Source organism: Labrenzia sp. THAF35 (assembly GCF_009363595.1).
GTDB lineage: Bacteria > Pseudomonadota > Alphaproteobacteria > Rhizobiales > Stappiaceae > Roseibium > Roseibium algicola.
This window is the reverse complement of record NZ_CP045380.1, coordinates 2,183,400-2,201,916: the sequence shown is the minus strand read 5'-3', so window position 1 is coordinate 2,201,916 and position 18,517 is coordinate 2,183,400. Positions and strand designations below refer to the sequence as shown.

Below are 18,517 nucleotides of genomic sequence, written 5' to 3'. Positions count from 1 at the left end.
CTCCGTTGGTTGAACGGCGAGCAGTCTTGCGGCAATATTTATCCAGTTAAAGTAGTGACTTTATACAGGTATAATGACTGACAGGATAAGATGGCGGATATCCAGGAAGACAATAGACTGGGCCGGTTTCTGAAGGATCGCAGGGCAAAACTGGATCCCGCCGCATTCGGCATTCCCCTCACCCGCCGGCGAACGCCGGGCCTGAGGCGCGAAGAAGTCGCACAACGCGCGAATGTAAGCGTCACCTGGTACACATGGCTTGAACAGGGACGTGGCGGTGCGCCTTCGGCCGACGTCCTTGACCGAGTTTCAAAGGCCCTGATGCTGACGGATGTCGAACGCGAGCATCTTTATCTTATCGGGCTCGGCCGTGCCCCTGACGTTCGCTACCAACCACAGCAAGGCGTGTCGCCCCGGCTTCAGAACGTTCTGGATGCCCTGGAACAGACCCCTGCCATGATCAGGACCCACACTTGGGACGTCGTTGCCTGGAACCGCGCTTCTTCGGCCGTCCTGACCGACTACGCCAGCTTGCCCCCCGGCGAACGCAACATTTTGCGGCTGATCTTCAGCGACCCGAGGGTCCGCAATATTCAGGCGGATTGGGAAAGCGTCGCCCGTTTCGTCGTCGGTGCTTTTCGGGCCGATGTGGTACGCGCCGGCGCCGCATATGAAACCACAACCCTGGTAGAGGAACTGTGCCAGCTGAGCCCGGATTTCGAACGCCTGTGGAAGGACCATGACGTCCTCGCCTCAGACGACCTTACCAAGCGGTTGAAACACCCTGTGGCCGGCTGGATGAGCCTTGAATGTTCGACCTTTGCCGTCGACGGCCGTGCGGACCTTGCGATGATGGTCTACCACCCGGCGAGCGCTGAAGACCGGGAAAAGGTCAGGGCACTGATTGACGCTCAGCACACAGCACGATCTTCCGCTAGCCGAGACTGATTTTTTCCAGCGCCCGGGCCAGATCGTCCCGTGTTGCCACAAGGCCCTTGTAGGCAAGCTGATCCGGATCAAGCGCAAGAAGCTGCTTGCGAAGCCCTTCCGCCAGCCCTGCACGCCCTTCCTGCGCTTCCAGTGCCGCCAACGGATCGTGATGGATCTTGATGGTGAACAGGATATCGCCGGACCCGGGCAGACGCCGCAAGGTTTGCCGCTCGACCCGGAGGAAAAGCTGGGCCAGTGCACCATCGTCAATCTTGACGCGGATCTGTTTCGGCAAGGGATGGTGAAGGTCGCCGTCGGGATAGATCGACCAGTTGAAGCGCTCCAGAAACTGTCCGGCTTTCAGATTGTCGAATATCCGGGCCACCATCATTCCCATGCGGCTTCCGTTGAAGCCGGGAACATTGTCATGAATGCCCGTCATCGACTGGCCGAACTTCTCCGCCAGAGACCAGGACGAGGGAAAACAGAGCGCGGCGGCCGCGAGCCTGTAGCCGTCCTGCCCGGGCCGCATCAAGACAAGATCTTCCTGCACAAGACTTGCAGCCGTTACGAGTGCGGGAGCCCCGGCAAGCGGGATACGCGCGCCGTTGGCGACAATCTCGACTTCGGCGTCCCCGACCCGGTGGGTATCTGCATGAAACCGCGAGAGGTTCTCCATGAGGAGGTCCAGGACCTCCTGCTGCGCGGCATCTGTGTCCGGCTCTGCACGGAAAACCGTTTCCAGATGATCGGAAAACAGCCGTTTCTTCTCACCCAGATGTTTCACCAGAAAGGGATCGGGTTCCAGCCAGGCCTCTTCACCGATCGGCTTCAGACCGACGGTGAAAGGCTGGCTGGTGCCGTCATAGGGCGTGTGGTGGAAGGGTGGCAACGCTGGCCGTGTCATCGGAAACCGCGTCAAGCCTCTTCCAGGGCTTCGAGTTCGTCGATGATCCGCTCGATCACCGACAGGCCCTTTTTCCAGAAATCCGGATCGACCGCGCTTAGTCCGAACGGCGCCAGAAGTTCGGAATGGTGTTTGGTACCACCAGCCTTCAGAAGATCGAAATACTTCTCCTGGAAGCCGGTCTCCGCTTCCTCGTAAACCGCATAAAGCGAGTTCACCAGGCAATCGCCAAAGGCATACGCATAGACATAGAACGGCGAATGGATGAAGTGCGGAATATAGGTCCAGAAGGTTTCATAGCCTTCGCTCAACTTGATCGCCGGACCGAGGCTTTCGCCCTGCACGGACAGCCACAATTCACCGATCTTGTCCGACGTCAGCTCGCCATTGCGCCGTTCCGTGTGCACCTTGCGCTCAAAGGTATAGAAGGCGATCTGGCGCACCACGGTGTTGATCATGTCCTCCGCCTTGGAGGCCAGCATCACCTTGCGGGTCTGCGGGTTGTCCGCCTTGGCAAGCAGGGATTTGAACGTCAGCATCTCGCCGAAGACACTGGCCGTTTCCGCCAGGGTCAGCGGTGTCGGCGCCATCAGCGGTCCGTTGGGTGCCGCCAGCACCTGGTGAACGCCGTGGCCCAGTTCATGGGCAAGGGTCATCACGTCGCGGATCTTGCCCTGGTAGTTGACCAGCACATAGGGGTGCGCGCTTGGCACTGTCGGATGCGCAAACGCACCGGGCGCCTTGCCGGAGCGGGCCGGCGCATCAATCCAACGCCGGTCGAAGAACCGGCCTGCGATTTCCGCCATGTCGGGTGAAAAGGCGCTGTAGGCGGACAGCACCGTGTCCTTCGCTTCATCCCAGGGGATCACTCGCGTGTCGGCATTCGGCAGAGGTGCGTTGCGGTCCCAGGTGTTGAGCTGGTCCATGCCCAGCCACTTTGCCTTCAGCTTGTAGTAGCGATGCGACAGGCGCGGATAGGCATCGCGCACGGCCGCCACCAGCGCATCGACAACTTCCCGCTCGACCCGGTTGGAAAGATGGCGGCTGTCGGCAATGTCCGTGAAATTCCGCCAGCGATCGGAGATTTCCTTGTCCTTGGCCAGCGTGTTGGTGATCAGCGTGAAGGTGCGCAGGTTTTCCTTGAAGGTCTCCGTCAGAGCTTCCGACGCCTTGCGGCGGGTATCGGGCGAAGGATCCACCAGCATGTTGAGCGTCGGTTCAATCGACAGTTCCTGACCGTCGACATCGAAAGTCAGCGAGGCCATCGTCTCGTCGAAGAGCCTGTTCCAGGCACCCGCGCCCGTGACGGACTTTTCGTGGAACAGTTGCTCCACGCGGTCTTCCAGCTGATAGGGCTTGCCTTTGCGCAGATCCTCGATCCAAGGCAGGTAATGTGCAAACTGGCTGTCCTGAAGCGCAGTTTCCATCACGCCGTCATCGATCTTGTTCATCTCCAGCGTGAAGAACAGAAGATGCGAACTTGCCGTCGTGATCTGCTCCTGCACATCGCCGTAGAATTTCTGCGACGCGGGTTTGATCGTGTTTTCCGAATAGACCAGGCCGGCGAAGGAAATCAGCCTGCCCATCAGGTCTTCAAGTTCCTCATAGGCGCGAATTGCCGTGACCAGCGCGGGAACATTGCTCTGGGCCATATCGGCCAGCCTGCCCTTGTAGGACGTCTCGAAGGTTTTCGACCGCTCCAGGATCTCCTTCAGGTCGGCAGCAACCTCCGGCGCGTCGACCGCGGGATAGAGATCCGTGAGGTCCCATTCGGGAAGCGCTCCGAGATCTCCTGAAGCGGCGGCCTGGGGGGCATGGACGGGATGTGGGATGGGCAAGTTTTTTTCTCCGGTGCGTCTGCGGACGAACGGGTCCGGCAATCTTCTGTTGTTAGAATTAGTAGGCCGGGAAAAGGCTCGCCTGCAATCTGACTGTGAAAACTTTTTTGCCTGCACTTGGACGATTTGTTTACCCAATTGCGACCAGAATGGTTCGAAACGAGACAATTCGGGACGAGCGAAACCGCCAATGCAAGCACTTAGCGGCAAAATTCTCATTGTTGACGACGATCCCATCCAGCGCAGGTTGCTTCAGGAAGCCGTGAAAAAATTCGGCTACCGGTCGAAAACGGCCGAGAATGGTGCCGAAGCGGTGCGCATCATGTCGAGCCCGGAAGCCAGCGAGATCGACCTGATCATTCTCGACATGGTGATGCCCGAGCTAGACGGTCTGGGCGTTCTGGAACGTCTGCGCTCCGACAAGAACGCAACGCCGGTCATCGTTCAGACCGCCCACGGCGGCATTGATACCGTGGTCAACGTCATGAACGCGGGCGCTCAGGATTTCGTGGTCAAACCGGTGGCGCCGGAACGACTCAATGTCTCGATCCGCAATCTCTTGAAGACATCGGCTCTGGAAGGCGAAATCACCCGGATCCGTAAACAGGCCTCCGGCACACTGACCTTCGCCGACATCATCACCCACTCGCCGGCCATGGAACGGGTGATCAATCTGGGCAAGAGGGCCGCCGCGTCGAACATTCCGATCCTGATCGAAGGGGAAAGCGGCGTCGGCAAGGAAATGATCGCCAGCGCCATTCAGGGATCCAGCGACCGCAAGTCTAAACCTCTGGTCACGGTCAACTGCGGTGCGATTCCCGACAATCTGGTCGAATCGATTCTCTTCGGCCACGAAAAAGGCGCGTTCACCGGCGCGGTCGACAAGCATGTCGGCAAGTTTCAGGAAGCTCATGGCGGAACGCTGTTCCTGGACGAGGTTGGCGAGCTGCCTCAGGAAGTTCAGGTCAAGCTGCTTCGCGCCCTGCAGGAAAGCGAGATCGACCCGATCGGCGCTCGCCGCCCGGTGAAAGTGGATTTCCGTCTGATCTCCGCAACCAACCGCCGCCTGATCGACCAGGTGAAGGAAGGTGTCTTCCGGGAAGACCTTTATTACCGGCTCAACGTTTTCCCGATCTGGATCCCGCCGTTGCGCGACCGGCGAGAGGACATTCCCGCGCTCACCCGCCATTTCCTGGCCCGTTTCGCGGCAGAGGAAGGCAAGCCTCAAGTGGCCGGCGTCACCGCGGACACGCTCGCGATGCTCCAGGAGTATCACTGGCCGGGCAATATCAGGCAGCTGGAGAACGCGGTATTCCGCGCTGTCGTCTTGTGCGACGGCCCGCAACTGACGATCAACGATTTCCCGCAGGTTGCCGCGGCAACGGAACAGACGGCCTCTCCGGGCGCAACGCTCCAGCCGCAGGCACAGACGGCCTATCCGGACCGATTGTCCGGAGGCGATCTTGCCGCAGCACCGGTCCGCCCGAGCGAACCCTCGGTTCCACCGCACCACACCCCCTCGGCTCCCGCCCCTCAGGCAGGTTTTGAGCAAGCGGCGCCCTTCGGTTTCATGCGCAACCTCGATCAGGAGGGCCACGTCCGCAAGTTGACCGATATCGAGGAGGAATTGATTCGCGCAGCGATCAATCATTATTCCGGACGCATGACAGAAGTTGCCAAACGGTTGGGAATCGGCCGATCCACGCTCTATCGCAAGCTCAAGGAATACGGATTGGACGAGAGCGGCAAGGACGCGGCAGCCTGAATTGAGGCAAATCATAGCGCAAACTGTCGATTTCGACGATATTTTGACGCATTCTCCGGGTAACCACCGCTACCGGAGCGTTTTTGCACTACGCGCTTGCGCCGTTGCAGTTCTGCAACGATTATCAGCGAAGCGAAAATAGGGTAAAAACTTCTTAACCTGCGGCAGCTAGGCTATGCATCCTGCTGGGGAGCACGGGATGGGTGAAAGCCCTCTGAAAACGGCGAGATAGAGATTGCGTACACGGTTAGTTGATTTCGACGCCGTCGGTTGGCTGAAGCGTGCCGCGAAAGCGGCCGGCGCCTTTGCTGTCGTGTCTGCGTGCCTGGTCACCTTTGCCCAGGCCGAGACGCGTACCCTGAAGCTGTACAACACGCATACCAAAGAGCGTGTGTCGATTACTTTCAAGAAAAACGGCCGCTATCTGCCCGATGGTCTGCGCGAAGCCAACCGCTTCCTGCGCGACTGGCGCCGTAACGAAATGACCAAGATCGATCCGGAACTGCTGGATCTGGTCTGGGAAGTATACCAGAAGGTGGGCGCAAGCCAGCCGATCCACGTCGTCTCCAGTTACCGGTCTCCCGCAACCAACAACATGCTGCGCAAGCGGTCCTCTGGCGTTGCCAAGAACAGCCAGCACACGCTCGGCAAGGCGATGGACTTTTTCATTCCCGGCGTGAAACTTGCCACCCTGCGTGCCACTGGCCTGCGCAAGGAAGTGGGCGGCGTCGGCTATTATCCGAGATCCGGGTCCCCCTTCGTGCACATGGACACCGGCAGTGTCCGTCACTGGCCGCGCATGAGCCGTTCCGAACTGGCTCGCGTGTTCCCGGACGGCAAGACACTTCACTTTCCGTCTGACGGCAAACCTATGAGCGGCTACAAGGTTGCGCTCGCCGAAAGCAAGTCCGGCCGGTCGAGAAGTTCCAAACCGACGATCGTCGCGTCCAACACGCGCTCAAGCTCTTCCAATGGCCTGAGCACGCGCGACCAGAATCTGACCCGCCCGGGCAAACCGATTCCGGTAACCGCGCAGGATGACAATGCGTCCTCCGGTGGCGGCAACCTGTTTGCCAGCCTCTTTGGCGGCGGCAACAACCGTGACAACACATCCAAGCGTCCGGGCGCCGTCGGCAACACGCCGCCGGCACCGGTTGCCGAAGCACCGGCTGTGGTGATCGAAAATCCGCCTGTTCCCAGCCGGAAGGTCCTGGAAAGCGAACCGGAAGCACCGGCAGCAGCACCGATTGTCGTGGCCAGCAACGCGCCGATCGTGAAACCGCCTGCGGATATTCCCGCCGTGGCGGCAAGCAAGACGCCTCCGCCCGCACCGAACACGCTTGATGCACAGCGGTTTGCAATCGAGACGGGGCAACCGAGCGCGCCGACACAAGGTGCAAACCCGGTTCCCGAGAAGGCAATCGACTCGCGGTTCCAGGTAGCCTCGCGCACGCCGCAGCAGAAACCCAGCAAGGGTCTTAGCGATGCTGCCAAGGTTGCAGCGGCTAATCTCGGCCTGACCGGCGATGTCCCCGTTCCGGGCTCTGCTCCGACCGATGATCCGGTCGCAGCCATTGCCGCGGCAACGGGCACCTCCGTACCTTCTCCGGTGCCTGCACCGCGTTCGGAAACGACGCTTGCCTATGCCTCGGCCTCTGCAGCACCGACGAGCCTGAGCCGCTCGCTGCGTCCTTCGGTAAGCGAACCGGCACGGGCACAGGCCAATCGGCCGGCAGCCGGCGCCACCGCCAAGACAGCCCCTGCACGTCAGCAGTCCGTTTCAGGCCGGATCCCGCGTGATCAGATTGTCGATCCGCTTGCCGGGTTTGCAAGCCTGCCGGACAAATCCGCTCCGACGCTTCTGTCCGGCGCAGGCACCACGCGTCATCAGACCTTCGCGTGGCTCAGCCATCCCAACCAGCGCCAGCTGAAGAATGTGATGATGCCGGGCAACCGCTTTGTCTCCGCCAGCTTTGAAAACAATCCATATGGCGACCTGCGCACTGACCGGTTCGACGGTCCGGCAGTGGTCATCCTTCCGGTACGCTTCGCGCGCTGAAGCGTCCACCAGTGAAAGATTGAGCATAAAAAAAGAGCGGCTTTTCAGCCGCTCTTTTTTCTTGTCGTGAACCGCGGTTACCGCAGCTTGTCAGCCTTCGCCGCCGCCAGCACCACCAGCCATGCCAAGTGCATGCAGGTAGAGGTCGAGAACCGCCTCTTCCTCTTCACGCTCATGCGGCTGCTTCTTGCGCAGGGAAACGACCTTCCGCAGGATCTTGACGTCGAAGCCGTTGCCCTTGGCTTCGGCATAGACGTCCTTGATGTCATCGGAGATGACTTTCTTTTCTTCTTCAAGACGCTCGATACGCTCTACAAACGCGCGCAGCTGGTCGCCTGCCACTCCACCGGGATCGGACATGTTTTCTGTTTCTCCTTCTCGTACTTCCTTGTCGCGCAGTGCGCGGTCTCAATGGCCGCGGCTGATATGAGCCGCCGTCAATAACCTGGCCGTGCGTTGCCAGACTCCGCATTGGCCGTCAAGCAGCCAAGCAAGCCGACGCAACCCCCGGCTCAGTGTTGGGGCTTGTTCTTTTCAAAGGCGGCCTGCTGATCCGCAGTCGCCTCGGTCTGGTATTTGGCCTTCCAATCGTCGTAAGGCATGCCGTAGACGATTTCGCGGGCCTCGGATTTTTCCAGGGAAACGCCCTTGTCCTGCGCCGCGTCCTGATACCAGTTGGACAGGCAGTTACGGCAGAAACCGGCCAGATTCATCATGTCGATGTTCTGAACGTCCGTCCGTCCACGCAGATGTTCCACAAGGCGTCTGAAAACCGCAGCTTCCAGTTCGAGTTTCGTCTGATCGTCCATCCCGAAGGTCTCCCTGTCCCGGACCGGTAGCCCGGCCTTAAGCAGCGTCGCTGCGCGACTTGAAATGCTGGATCCGCCGGCAGTCGGACATGCCGGCAATTTTTCTCAGAACCGGCTCGAGTCGGTCCGCCCATTCAACCGCTCCAGCCGCGTCGGCAATCAGATCCTGCCGCAGTTCCAGAAGCGCATGTGCCACTCCCCGGCGGGTTGCGTGCCGGTACATTGTGTCGTTTTTGAGAGCTCCGTCGTAGGGTTCATTGTCACCGACGACGATGTCTTCCTGCGCTCTCAAGCCTTCAAGCATGGGCTGAACGGCTCGTGGGTCGCTGTCCCACAGAACGGTGACATGCCAGGGCCGCGGCACGCCGCGCCAGACCGGCGTGAAACTGTGAATGGAGACGATCACCGGCGGCTCGCTCACTTCCATCATGGCATCCAGCGTCTGGTCGATGAGGTCGTGATAAGGTTTGTGGAACCGGTCGATGCGGATCGCTCGCTCCTTCGTGTCGACCTTTGCATTGCCCGGCACGACGGCACCGTCCGACAGGCGCATGATCAGCGTAGGGTCGTCATCGCCTCGGTTCGGATCGATCAGCAACCGGGAATAGGTGGTCAGACAAGCTGGTGCATTGAGTCGCTTCGCCAGTTCGAGCGTGACCGCGCGCGCACCGATGTCATAACCGATATGGCGTTCGAACTGTTCGGCCGGAACGCCGAGATCGCCATAAGGCTCAGGGACCGTGTTGCGGGCGTGATCGCACAGGAGCAGCAATCCGGAAGTAAAATCGCCCTTTACGTATTCGGTCGGCTGAAAGGCCCGGCCGGTTTCGGCTGCTGGTTCTATCATGTCTCGCTTCGTGGAAACTTTTATGGCTCGCTATCGCGCAGGCGGTCAGGTTTACGGCAAACCGGCGAAGGAACCAAGCCCGAAAACACCGCTTTCCGGCGGCAACGCCGCAGGCCATCCACACCTTCCACACCCTTCCTTGCAATCAAGGCACCTGTGTTTTTGCCAAGGTGTGTACAACGCGGTATACGCTTTATTGACAGCTAACACCGATCTGAGGCGGAGCGGCCATGTTCCCGCCCCATTTCTGACGGCATAGGGGGTGGGACTGTTCATTTGGACAAAAAATCCGGACGGTTCGGGAAACAAGTCTGGGCGAAAGGCTCCGTATCCCGTTAACGACGTTGACAAGGCCCCCTTGTCGACGCAAAAAGCGAATGTCTGTAAAGCAGCAAAGCGAACGACTGCATATGTTTAAGGTTGGGGAACGGAACCAGGGCGAGTCTCGGGCATGTATCAGCGTGCCTGTGAAATTTGCCTTTGCTGCATTCCTCACCGTGCTGTTTTTCTCCGCATCCAGTGACGAAGCCAGAGCTGATCTGCGCCTTTGCAACAAGACCGACAGTCAGGTTGGTGTAGCCATCGGCTACAAGGACAAGACCGACTGGGTCACCGAAGGCTGGTGGAACCTTGCTTCCAATTCCTGCGAGACCCTGGTACCCGGGGCGCTGGTGTCACGATACTATTACATCTACGCAGTTGATTATGACCAATTCGGCGAATGGGGTGGCCGGGCGTTCATGTGCACCCGGGAAAAGGAATTCACCATTCGCGGAATTGAGGACTGTGTGGCTCGCGGATTCGAGCGGACAGGCTTTTTTGAAATCGACACGGGCGAACAGAGCAGCTGGACGGTCCAGCTGACCGAACCCGTGCAACAGGGGACAGGTGGGCGATGAGGCGTAACCGGCGAGTCAAAATTCTTGCAACTCTCGGACCCTCCTCCTCAGAACAAGACATCATCGAAAAATTGTATCGCTCCGGTGCGGATGTGTTCCGCATCAACATGAGCCATACCGATCATGATCGTCTGAAGATGCTCGTTGAACGCATCCGTTCTGTTGAGGAGAAGGTTGGACGACCAATCGGCATTCTGGCCGATCTGCAGGGACCCAAGCTGCGTGTGGGAACGTTTGCCGACGGTCCGGTCATGCTGGAAAACGGCGCAACGTTCACGCTGGACGCCGACAAGTCCGGCGGCAGTGTCGACAGGGTACACCTGCCGCATCCCGAAATTCTTCAGGCTCTCGAGCCGGGCCACCGCCTGCTGCTCGATGACGGCAAGATCCAGCTCAAGGTTCTGGAAGCCGACCGCACCAGGGCCGTGACGGAAGTCGTCGTCGGCGGCAAGCTGTCAGACCGCAAGGGCGTCAGCGTTCCCGATTCGGAAATCGCAACCAGCGCCATGACCGAGAAGGACCACAAGGACCTGATCGCCGCCCTCGACCAGAACGTCGACTGGGTGGCCCTGTCCTTCGTGCAGCGCCCGGACGACATTGCCGAAGTGCGCAAGATCACCCGTGGCCGCGCCGGCGTCCTGGCCAAGATCGAAAAGCCGCAGGCCATCGGCCGGCTGGACGAGATCATCGAACTGTCCGACGCCATCATGGTTGCCCGTGGCGACCTGGGCGTGGAACTGCCTCTGGAACAGGTTCCCGGCCTTCAAAAGCGCATCACCCGCGCCTGCCGCCGTGCCGGCAAGCCGGTTGTGATCGCCACGCAGATGCTGGAATCCATGATCAACGCACCGGTGCCGACCCGCGCCGAGGTGTCCGACGTTGCCACCGCCGTGTTCGAAGGCGCAGACGCCGTCATGCTGTCGGCCGAATCCGCTGCAGGCGAATTCCCGATCGAGGCAGTGTCCACAATGGACAAGATCGCCCAACAGGTGGAACAGGATCCCAACTACCGCACGATCATCTACGCACAGCGGACCGAGCCGGAAGCCACCGGCGCCGACGCGATTTCGGCAGCGGCCCGGCAGATTGCCGAAACGCTGAACCTTGCTGCTGTCGTCTGCTACACGACGTCTGGCGCAACGGGCCTGCGCGCCTCACGTGAACGTCCGGCCAGCCCGGTGATCGTTCTGTCGCCGGTGCTTGCAACTGCACGCCGCCTGTCGCTCGGCTGGGGCTTGCACTGTGTGGTCAGTGAAGACGCCGCCAACGAGGAAGACATGATCGACCGCGCCTGCCGCATCTCCTTCTCCGAAGGGTTTGCGAAACCGGGTCAGCGCATTATCGTGACCGCAGGTGTGCCGTTCGGTACTCCGGGCTCCACGAACATGCTGCGGATTGCCTTCGTCGGCAACGACGGCCAGGGCGGCATTTGACGATCTAATCGGTTAAAACAAACCGGATGACGAAAGGCGGCTTCAAGGCCGCCTTTTTCATGCCGTGCGCAATGTCCCGGCCCTGGCTTCAGCCACTCCCGCCTTGTCCTCTGACGCCTCTATCCGCGCCACCAGTCTGTCGATACCGGACACGATTTCATCCGCATGCGTATGCTGGGGCATATGACCGGCCGCGCCCAGCATCAGCAGCTCCGCATCCGGCAGATCCTGCAAAAGGCCTTCACAATGGATCGACGGCCAGACCACCGTATCTTTCGTACCCGTGATGATCAGCGACGGCTGCCCCAGCTTTCCATACTGCCGGGACTGTTGCCGGACAGCTTCCTTCAGGCTGCAGATGTCCGCCGCGTTCGAGCGGAAGCTTTCGGGACGGAAAAGCAGCGGCAGACGGACAGACGCCGCATAGCCGGCAAGTGGCGGATCCGGATGGAAAACATGCTTCAGCATTTGTGGCACCAGCCGCTCGCCGACAGGGATCGTCAGCGTCCAGGCAAACAGCCAGCCGATGACAGGCATCGTGGCAACCTTGTAGTACCAGTTGACGCCGCCTGGCCACACATGGCTGACAGGAGCCAGGAAGACCAGCCCCTTTACCCGCTCCGGTGCAGCAAGGCCCACAGCAGCCGTCACGGCTCCGCCGAGCGAATGCCCCACCACCACTGATGTCCCAATGCCGAGTTTCGCGAGCAATCCGGTAATCAGTTCCGCTTGGCTTTCAGGCGTGTTCCGGCCCGTTCTGGAGCGTTGCGAGAACCCAAGTCCCGGACGATCGATAAAAAGAAGCGAATAGCGCCCCTTGAATGCGCCCTCAAAAGCCAACTTCATGTCATAGGCGTTGCCACTGGCCCCATGCAAAAACACCAGCACAGGCCGCTCGCTGGCCGCCTGTGACGCAGGAATGAAGTGATAGTGCATCTGCGCTCCGTTCACCTCGGCAAGACTGCCGTCAGGTGTGTAGGTGCGCGAAATCTGCCTTGCCCTGAAAAGCGAGTAGGCGACAAACAGACAGGCGGCGACAAGAAGAGCAATCAGGAACGGGATCATAGCCCGGACATAGCACCGCGCTCGCAGCAATCAAGCCCGGCGGCATAAAGACAGACTGACCAAGCTTACTCAGGTGGGCTTACCTCAAGCGGGTTCGCCCTCGGCTTCCTTTTCCAGATCGTTCACGGCCTTGGTGGCATTTTCCAGGCTCGGGTTGACTTCAAGAGCCCGCCGGAACGTCGCAAGCGCTTCGCTTTCGAACCCCAGACGCCGCTGGATGATGGCGAGCCCCGACAAGGCCCCCCAATGACGGGGTTCCAACGCCAGTGTGCGCTCGATATCGACCAGGGACTTGCCGAAATCTTCCGTCATGTAGTGGACTGTCGCACGCCGGTTCCAGCCTTCCGCATAAGTCGGCTTCAGGATGACCACTGTGTCCAGGAGGTCCAGCGCCAACGCATGATCGTCAGCCTGGATCGCCTTGCCGGCCCGCGACATCAGCACATCCACCGTATCACTGCCAGAATCCATCCAGAGCATCTGGATTTCCCGGCTGATACGCTCGGCTTCCTTCGGATTGTCCGATTTGGCGAGATTGGCAAAGAGTTCGTCCAGACGCGACTTCTCGTCTTCCGGATCACTCTCATCGACGACCACCTGCCCGCCGTCTTCTGGAAGATCGTCGGGCAGTGCATTGAAGTCTTCGGCAGAAGGTGGCTCTGCTTCCGGACCGAGATCTGGAACAGGCTGGGCGCTGGCTAGACTGACGCCGGCGAGAAACAGGAGGGAAAACACAAAAATCCGCATCCGACGATTATGGATCGTTGGATGCGGCGGTCAATCCGGGAATTTGACACATCTTCGTGCGCTACGGTGGCAGGGACCTGGTCGCCTCTCCCAACAACAAGATAAAGCCTTGTTCAGGAAGAGATTTTCAGTTCTTCCGCCACGCAATGCGCGGCAACAAGATTAGCCCTGGCGTGCTTTGAAACGCGGGTTTTTCTTGTTGATGATGTAGACGCGGCCTTTACGGCGAACCATGCGGTTGTCGCGGTGGCGGGTCATGAGCGCTTTGAGCGAGTTTTTGATCTTCATGTCACTGTCCCCACAAGGGCCCTGCTTCTTTAAACCAAATGAGCGCCAAAGGCGCTCACGTTTGACTGGATTGGTCTAGAAGCTGCGGCAGGTCCTGCGCCTGTCTTCTGATCAATCCGCGCCTCTTGAAACTTCAATCAGCGCAATAATGGTGGGCGTGACAGGGATTGAACCTGTGACCCCTTCGATGTCAACGAAGTGCTCTCCCGCTGAGCTACACGCCCGAATTTCTCGGTAGTCCGACGCCCCAGCGCCGTGGTGGAGTGCGATATAACGGGGATCCGCAAACTGTGCAACCCCCCTTTTTCACCGAACTGTCAAAATTTCCCCAGCCCGGTTCGCAACCCCTGTTTTCCGCCGCGTCAACACCTTGTCAGGCGGCCAGCATGCGCTCCACTTCCTGGACAAGGTCTTTAAGATGGAATGGCTTGGAAAGGACCTTTGCGTCCTTTGGAGCATCCGATTCCGGATTGAGGGCAACGGCGGCAAAACCGGTAATGAACATCACCTTCAGGTCCGGATCGAGTTCCGTAGCCCGGCGCGCCAGCTCGATCCCGTCCATCTCCGGCATCACGATATCCGTCAGAAGCAGAGAAAACGGTTCCTCGCGCAGGCGCTCGTAGGCGCTTCTGCCGTTATCGAACGAAACGACGTCATGACCAGCATTTTCCAGCGCCTTCGCCAGAAAGCGGCGCATGTCATTATCATCTTCGGCAAGCAGGATACGCGGCATCGTAATTGACCAGGTCCTTTGTTCGTGTGGGTTCGGTTCCCTTTCTGCCGGTTATAGCTCGAATTCCACAGAATGATAGGGTGAATTGGATCACGTCCCCACGGTGTGGATAGGCTCTTGTTGAGAAAGAACCATCACTTGCCTCGTGAGAACCTGTCGGCTTCTCACGTTGGGGAAAATCGTCATGGCGCAGGCAATCCCGGGCCATTGGTACTGCTGCGGCATTCGTGGCATCTGGCCATTCCTGCCCTCGATCACCAGATGTTTCCCCACAGCCGCGGGGCTTTTGATCCCACCAAGGTGGACTGCGCCGCGATTCCTTGGCACCATGGGCCATGGCCTGCACCGGGCGGCAACCAGGACACACCATTGACGGACGACAAGCAGCCTTCCCCACAAGCCTCCTTCGAGGCGGACTTTAACGGCTTTCCAGCTTTTGAAGTTTTGTGTCCTGCGGACCAAAGGGTTCCGTTCGTTTTCAATTCGCCCCATTCCGGCAGGCAATATTCCAAAAGCTTTCTAGCGTCTTCCCGCCTGGACGAAACAGCCATCCGGCGGTCGGAGGATGCTTATGTCGACGATCTGTTTGCCCATGTCGTGCCGCTCGGCGCGCCGCTCCTGCGTGCGCATTTCCCCAGGGCCTACCTTGATGTGAACCGCGAGCCCTATGAGCTCGACCCGAAGATGTTCGACGGGCGTCTGCCGACCTATGCCAACAGCCGTTCGATCCGCGTGGCCGGCGGGCTTGGCACCGTGGCGCGCATCGTCAGCGAGAACCACGAGATCTACAGGCACAAGCTGCCGGTATCCGAAGCCCTCAGCCGGGTGGAGGAGATCTACAAGCCTTACCACACCACATTGCGCCGGCTTCTGGCCCAGACCCATGTCACATTCGGTTACGCGGTTCTGATCGATTGCCATTCCATGCCTTCAAGCGTGAAATGCCAGACCACCGACACGCGGCCGGATTTCATCCTGGGTGACCGCTATGGCACCAGCTGCAGCAGCGACCTGACGGAGTTCGCCTGCTCGGTGCTGAAGGAGATGGGCTACACCGTCTCGCGCAACAAGCCGTATGCGGGCGGCTTCATCACCGAACACTACGGCCGCCCCACAAGCGGTCTGCATGCCCTGCAGATCGAAATCAATCGCGGGCTCTATATGGACGAGGCAACCCACCAGCCGACCCCCGGCTTCGGCGACCTCTTCCACAACCTGCGCCAGTTTGCCCGCGAACTGACCTCCATGCCGGATGCAGCCTTGCCGGCGGACCCCATCGCAGCGGAATAAAATCCCGGACCCAAAAAAAAGGCCGCTCTCAAAAGAGGCGGCCCGAGTCTAGGGAGGAAACGCCCAAGGAGGGCGGTACGACACAACGTATCGCACCGCAATAAAATCGCATTGCACCGCACAAAGGTCAAGCCCGACAGCCCTTTCAAACTGATCAAAGTATGAGCAGTCATTCAGGTTTTGCAGATTCATTTTTTTGCAGAACCGGTTATACAAGCGGCAATTCACGTTGATTTGGGTTTTGAGCGGTTTCCGCAGCCAGGAGGTAATGATGTCGGCAGGGCCTGTTTCCAGTTCCAATTTGTTTGCCCCGTTTCTGGACAGGCTGGCGGAAGCAGCCAGCGGTGCGATCATGCCGCATTTCCGCCAGGGCTTTGCAATCGACAACAAGTGGGAAGCCGGCTTCGACCCGGTCACCATCGCCGACAAGAACGGTGAAACGGCGATGCGCGCCCTGATCAACGAGACCTATCCGGACCACGGAATCCTTGGCGAAGAACACGGCCCGGAAAATCTCGACGCTGAACATGTGTGGGTGCTGGACCCGATTGACGGTACCCGTGCCTTCATCACCGGTCTGCCAACCTGGGGGACGCTGATCGGCCTGCGGACCAATGGCGTCCCGAGCCTCGGCATGATGGTTCAGCCCTATATCGGCGAACGGTTCGGTGGCGACGGCAAGACGGCCTGGTACGATGGACCTTTGGGTGCCAGGCAGCTCAAGACCCGGCCCTGTCAGAAGCTGGAAGATGCCACTATTTTCACCACCACACCGGCACTTTTCAAGAATGGCGAACGCCAAGCGTTCGACCAGATCGAAGCGGCCGTTCAGTTATCCCGCTATGGCACAGACTGCTATGCCTACTGCATGGTCGCAGCCGGCCACGGCGACGCGGTAATCGAATCCGGTCTGCAAGCCTATGATATCGTTGCACTTGTGCCGATTATTGAAGGCGCAGGTGGTGTTGTCACGACGTGGACCGGCGGCTCTCCGGCCGACGGCGGCCAGATCGTTGCGTCAGGCGACCCGCGTCTGCATGAAATCCTCCTGCGGGACCTCGCAAAGGCAGCCTGACCGGCCACACGGCCACATCAGGGCGCGGGATCAGCTTCCGGCCCGTTCCAGCGCCTGTTCGGCTTCAAGACCGGGCACAAAGGCATCGAACGCCGCCCAGAACTGGTCGCGGAAGGCATCGCGCTCCATCATCAGCTCATGTTCGGCGCCTGCGATTTCCACATAGGCTGCCGCCTTCGCCCGCGCCACGAAGTCCTCGATCATGGGTGTGGAGACGATCCGGTCGTTGCCCGCAGCCAGCACCAGACAGGGTAATTTGATATTCGGCCCGGCCTCCCGCCGGCGCAGCGCCAGCATGGCGCGACCGGTCGCCCCCAGCCAACCGAGAGTGGGAGACCCGACACCCAGCTCCGGAGCCTGTTCCAGCACCTTGTTGAACCGCTCGAACCGCGCCTTGTCCGTCGTTTGCCGGTTGTTTTCGTAGGCGACGGAAATTTCAGCGTTGCCCCCGGGCACAAACAACCTGCCAAGTCCGAACATCGACAACAGGCGGGCAACCGGAATAGCAACCTTTTCGATCAGCCAGGACGTCTTTGGAGAGGTTGCCTTCAGGCCCGGGCGGCCAAAGAGCCCCAGAGTGAGCTTGCGCAGGATCGACCGGAACCCGGACACCAGGCCAGGAGACCATGTTCCCGTCGGCAGGCCAAGCAGCGGCGCTGTCAGCACTGCGCGGTCCAGCATCGTCCGCAGACGGTCCGTATCGGACAGGACAACGAGCGCTCCGGTTGAATGTGCAAGCGCAAAGTGAGGCCCGGGGTAGGTCGCCAGTGAGACTTCCTTCAGGACGGTGCGCAAATCCAGCTTGTACTTGTTGAAGTTTGAAACATGCCCGCGTCTGGGATTGCGGGTCAGGCGTTGCGACCCGCCCTGCCCGCGCCAGTCGAAGGCGATGACGGCAAAGCCCCGCTGACGCAGATCCTCGATCACTTCGAAGTATTTCTCGATGAACTCCGCCCGCCCCTGAAGCAGTGTTACCGTACCCTTTCGCCGGGCACCGGCGGCGGGCCAATGCGCATACCGGATCTTCTTGTCGTCCGGCGTCGTGACGAACCCGGATCGCGCCCCTTCAGGCACCGGATTGTCGGGATGGTCGATCAAGGTCATGCGCTGCGAATCACTCGGGTTCGTTGAGAGTTTGTTTTTCAAACAGATAATGGTTTTTCGTCAACAACTCGTCACGCCTGCAGATCCTGCCGGCACCGTCCGGCTTTGTCTTGCATCGTCAAGTGATACTCGTGCCAGGCACCCCTCACAACAAGCTTCAGGCCGGCTCCCTGGGAAGCCGGCCCTGAAAGTGTCAGACAGCTTGTAGCTGCTGCTTAGTACCAGCGGCGCTGCCAGTGACCACGGTTACCGATCGGATGGCTGCGGACAATGTTGGCATTGCGGGAATCGACCACCAGCCGAACCGGCATGCCGCGCCAGCCCTTTGCCCGTACGATGTACATCGGGCCACGGCGGTCTAGGATCTTGATATGGTCGAAACCGCGGTGACGCAGGCTGCGGCGGATCTGGCGCGGACCCATTTCGAAATGGCGGCCACCGTGACGGCCGTTCCAGTTGCCGCCACGCCCGTTACCACGGCGATGATCGACCTTGACCACCAGCTCGGCTTTTGCCGGTTCGATCTGGGTCTTTCCGACCATCGGGGCAGCGGATGCAGTGGTGATGAAACCTGCGGACACCAGCAGAATGGCACCGGCGATCGGGGCGGACAATTTCGAAACATTGGCAAACATCTTCAAATCTCCAGTTTGTTCCGCCAGCGCCGTGCTGACGTTGGATTGAAGATGCACCGGGCCACTTGAACGCAACCGGAAGGCACTGTTCAT

18 protein-coding genes and 1 tRNA gene are annotated in these 18,517 nt (G+C 59.8%); 7 read left to right on the top strand and 12 right to left on the bottom strand.

What is annotated here, in order from left to right; translation table 11 throughout:
* The first annotated feature begins 90 nt into the window (after window positions 1-90).
* Window positions 91-948 (top strand): helix-turn-helix transcriptional regulator, encoded by an 858-nt coding sequence (locus FIU93_RS10105; RefSeq protein WP_055661180.1) that lies wholly within the window; start codon window positions 91-93, stop codon window positions 946-948.
* Here the strand turns inward: FIU93_RS10105 and FIU93_RS10100 are convergent.
* Entirely contained in the window at window positions 935-1,837 is a 903-nt protein-coding gene (locus tag FIU93_RS10100) for a DUF3445 domain-containing protein (RefSeq protein WP_152505507.1), read from the bottom strand. The two genes, FIU93_RS10105 and FIU93_RS10100, sit on opposite strands and share 14 nt — an antisense overlap.
* Before the next feature lie 11 nt (window positions 1,838-1,848).
* Window positions 1,849-3,675: a M3 family oligoendopeptidase gene (locus FIU93_RS10095; protein ID WP_031270540.1), complete on the bottom strand. Its 1,827-nt coding sequence runs from the start codon at window positions 3,673-3,675 to the stop codon at window positions 1,849-1,851.
* A 190-nt stretch (window positions 3,676-3,865) separates the two neighbouring features.
* Between FIU93_RS10095 and FIU93_RS10090 the strand changes: the two genes are divergently transcribed.
* The gene (locus FIU93_RS10090; protein WP_152505506.1) at window positions 3,866-5,440 is read left to right on the top strand and encodes a sigma-54 dependent transcriptional regulator; all 1,575 of its coding nucleotides are present in this window, start codon (window positions 3,866-3,868) and stop codon (window positions 5,438-5,440) included.
* A 235-nt stretch (window positions 5,441-5,675) separates the two neighbouring features.
* Window positions 5,676-7,499 (top strand): DUF882 domain-containing protein, encoded by a 1,824-nt coding sequence (locus tag FIU93_RS10085; protein WP_152505505.1) that lies wholly within the window; start codon window positions 5,676-5,678, stop codon window positions 7,497-7,499.
* A 90-nt stretch (window positions 7,500-7,589) separates the two neighbouring features.
* On the opposite strand, the gene FIU93_RS10080 is transcribed toward FIU93_RS10085, so the two are convergent.
* The 3 genes from FIU93_RS10080 to FIU93_RS10070 form a co-directional block, all read right to left on the bottom strand.
* Window positions 7,590-7,859 carry a DUF2312 domain-containing protein gene (locus FIU93_RS10080; protein WP_031270542.1) on the bottom strand — a complete coding sequence of 90 codons (270 nt, stop codon included), beginning with the start codon at window positions 7,857-7,859 and terminating at the stop codon, window positions 7,590-7,592.
* A gap of 152 nt (window positions 7,860-8,011) precedes the next feature.
* Window positions 8,012-8,308, bottom strand: a complete 297-nt coding sequence (locus FIU93_RS10075; RefSeq protein WP_023003523.1) for a DUF1244 domain-containing protein — start codon at window positions 8,306-8,308, stop codon at window positions 8,012-8,014.
* A 37-nt stretch (window positions 8,309-8,345) separates the two neighbouring features.
* Window positions 8,346-9,155 (bottom strand): N-formylglutamate amidohydrolase, encoded by an 810-nt coding sequence (locus FIU93_RS10070; protein ID WP_062487009.1) that lies wholly within the window; start codon window positions 9,153-9,155, stop codon window positions 8,346-8,348.
* 467 nt (window positions 9,156-9,622) lie between these two features.
* Between FIU93_RS10070 and FIU93_RS10065 the strand changes: the two genes are divergently transcribed.
* Both FIU93_RS10065 and pyk read left to right on the top strand, forming a co-directional pair.
* Window positions 9,623-10,054 carry a DUF1036 domain-containing protein gene (locus tag FIU93_RS10065; RefSeq protein WP_228148130.1) on the top strand — a complete coding sequence of 144 codons (432 nt, stop codon included), beginning with the start codon at window positions 9,623-9,625 and terminating at the stop codon, window positions 10,052-10,054.
* Window positions 10,051-11,487: a pyruvate kinase gene (pyk, locus tag FIU93_RS10060; protein WP_023003528.1), complete on the top strand. Its 1,437-nt coding sequence runs from the start codon at window positions 10,051-10,053 to the stop codon at window positions 11,485-11,487. Before FIU93_RS10065 ends, pyk begins: the two co-directional genes overlap by 4 nt.
* Before the next feature lie 57 nt (window positions 11,488-11,544).
* Here pyk and FIU93_RS10055 read toward each other — a convergent pair whose 3' ends face one another.
* From FIU93_RS10055 to cpdR, 5 genes are all read right to left on the bottom strand, one after another.
* The gene (locus FIU93_RS10055) at window positions 11,545-12,552 is read right to left on the bottom strand and encodes an alpha/beta hydrolase (RefSeq protein WP_209010329.1); all 1,008 of its coding nucleotides are present in this window, start codon (window positions 12,550-12,552) and stop codon (window positions 11,545-11,547) included.
* An 84-nt stretch (window positions 12,553-12,636) separates the two neighbouring features.
* A complete protein-coding gene (locus FIU93_RS10050; protein WP_209010328.1) occupies window positions 12,637-13,287 on the bottom strand; it encodes a tetratricopeptide repeat protein in 651 nt (216 codons plus the stop codon).
* A gap of 174 nt (window positions 13,288-13,461) precedes the next feature.
* A complete protein-coding gene (ykgO, locus tag FIU93_RS10045; protein WP_006932207.1) occupies window positions 13,462-13,587 on the bottom strand; it encodes a type B 50S ribosomal protein L36 in 126 nt (41 codons plus the stop codon).
* Between the two features lie 149 nt (window positions 13,588-13,736).
* A tRNA-Val gene (locus tag FIU93_RS10040) sits at window positions 13,737-13,811 on the bottom strand.
* Window positions 13,812-13,960: 149 nt separating this feature from the next.
* Window positions 13,961-14,320: a cell cycle two-component system response regulator CpdR gene (gene cpdR, locus FIU93_RS10035; RefSeq protein WP_006932209.1), complete on the bottom strand. Its 360-nt coding sequence runs from the start codon at window positions 14,318-14,320 to the stop codon at window positions 13,961-13,963.
* Between the two features lie 444 nt (window positions 14,321-14,764).
* On the opposite strand from cpdR, the gene FIU93_RS10030 reads away from it, so the two are divergent.
* On the top strand, window positions 14,765-15,610 hold the full coding sequence (locus tag FIU93_RS10030; RefSeq protein WP_161633288.1) for an N-formylglutamate amidohydrolase: 846 nt from the start codon (window positions 14,765-14,767) through the stop codon (window positions 15,608-15,610).
* A 268-nt stretch (window positions 15,611-15,878) separates the two neighbouring features.
* Window positions 15,879-16,685, top strand: coding sequence for a histidinol-phosphatase (hisN, locus tag FIU93_RS10025; protein ID WP_083660621.1), 807 nt, complete (start codon window positions 15,879-15,881; stop codon window positions 16,683-16,685).
* A gap of 30 nt (window positions 16,686-16,715) precedes the next feature.
* Here the strand turns inward: hisN and FIU93_RS10020 are convergent, their stop codons facing one another.
* The gene (locus FIU93_RS10020) at window positions 16,716-17,789 is read right to left on the bottom strand and encodes an alpha/beta hydrolase (RefSeq protein WP_075282862.1); all 1,074 of its coding nucleotides are present in this window, start codon (window positions 17,787-17,789) and stop codon (window positions 16,716-16,718) included.
* 215 nt (window positions 17,790-18,004) lie between these two features.
* Entirely contained in the window at window positions 18,005-18,424 is a 420-nt protein-coding gene (locus FIU93_RS10015) for a hypothetical protein (protein ID WP_139314149.1), read from the bottom strand.
* Between the last annotated feature and the right edge of the window lie 93 nt (window positions 18,425-18,517).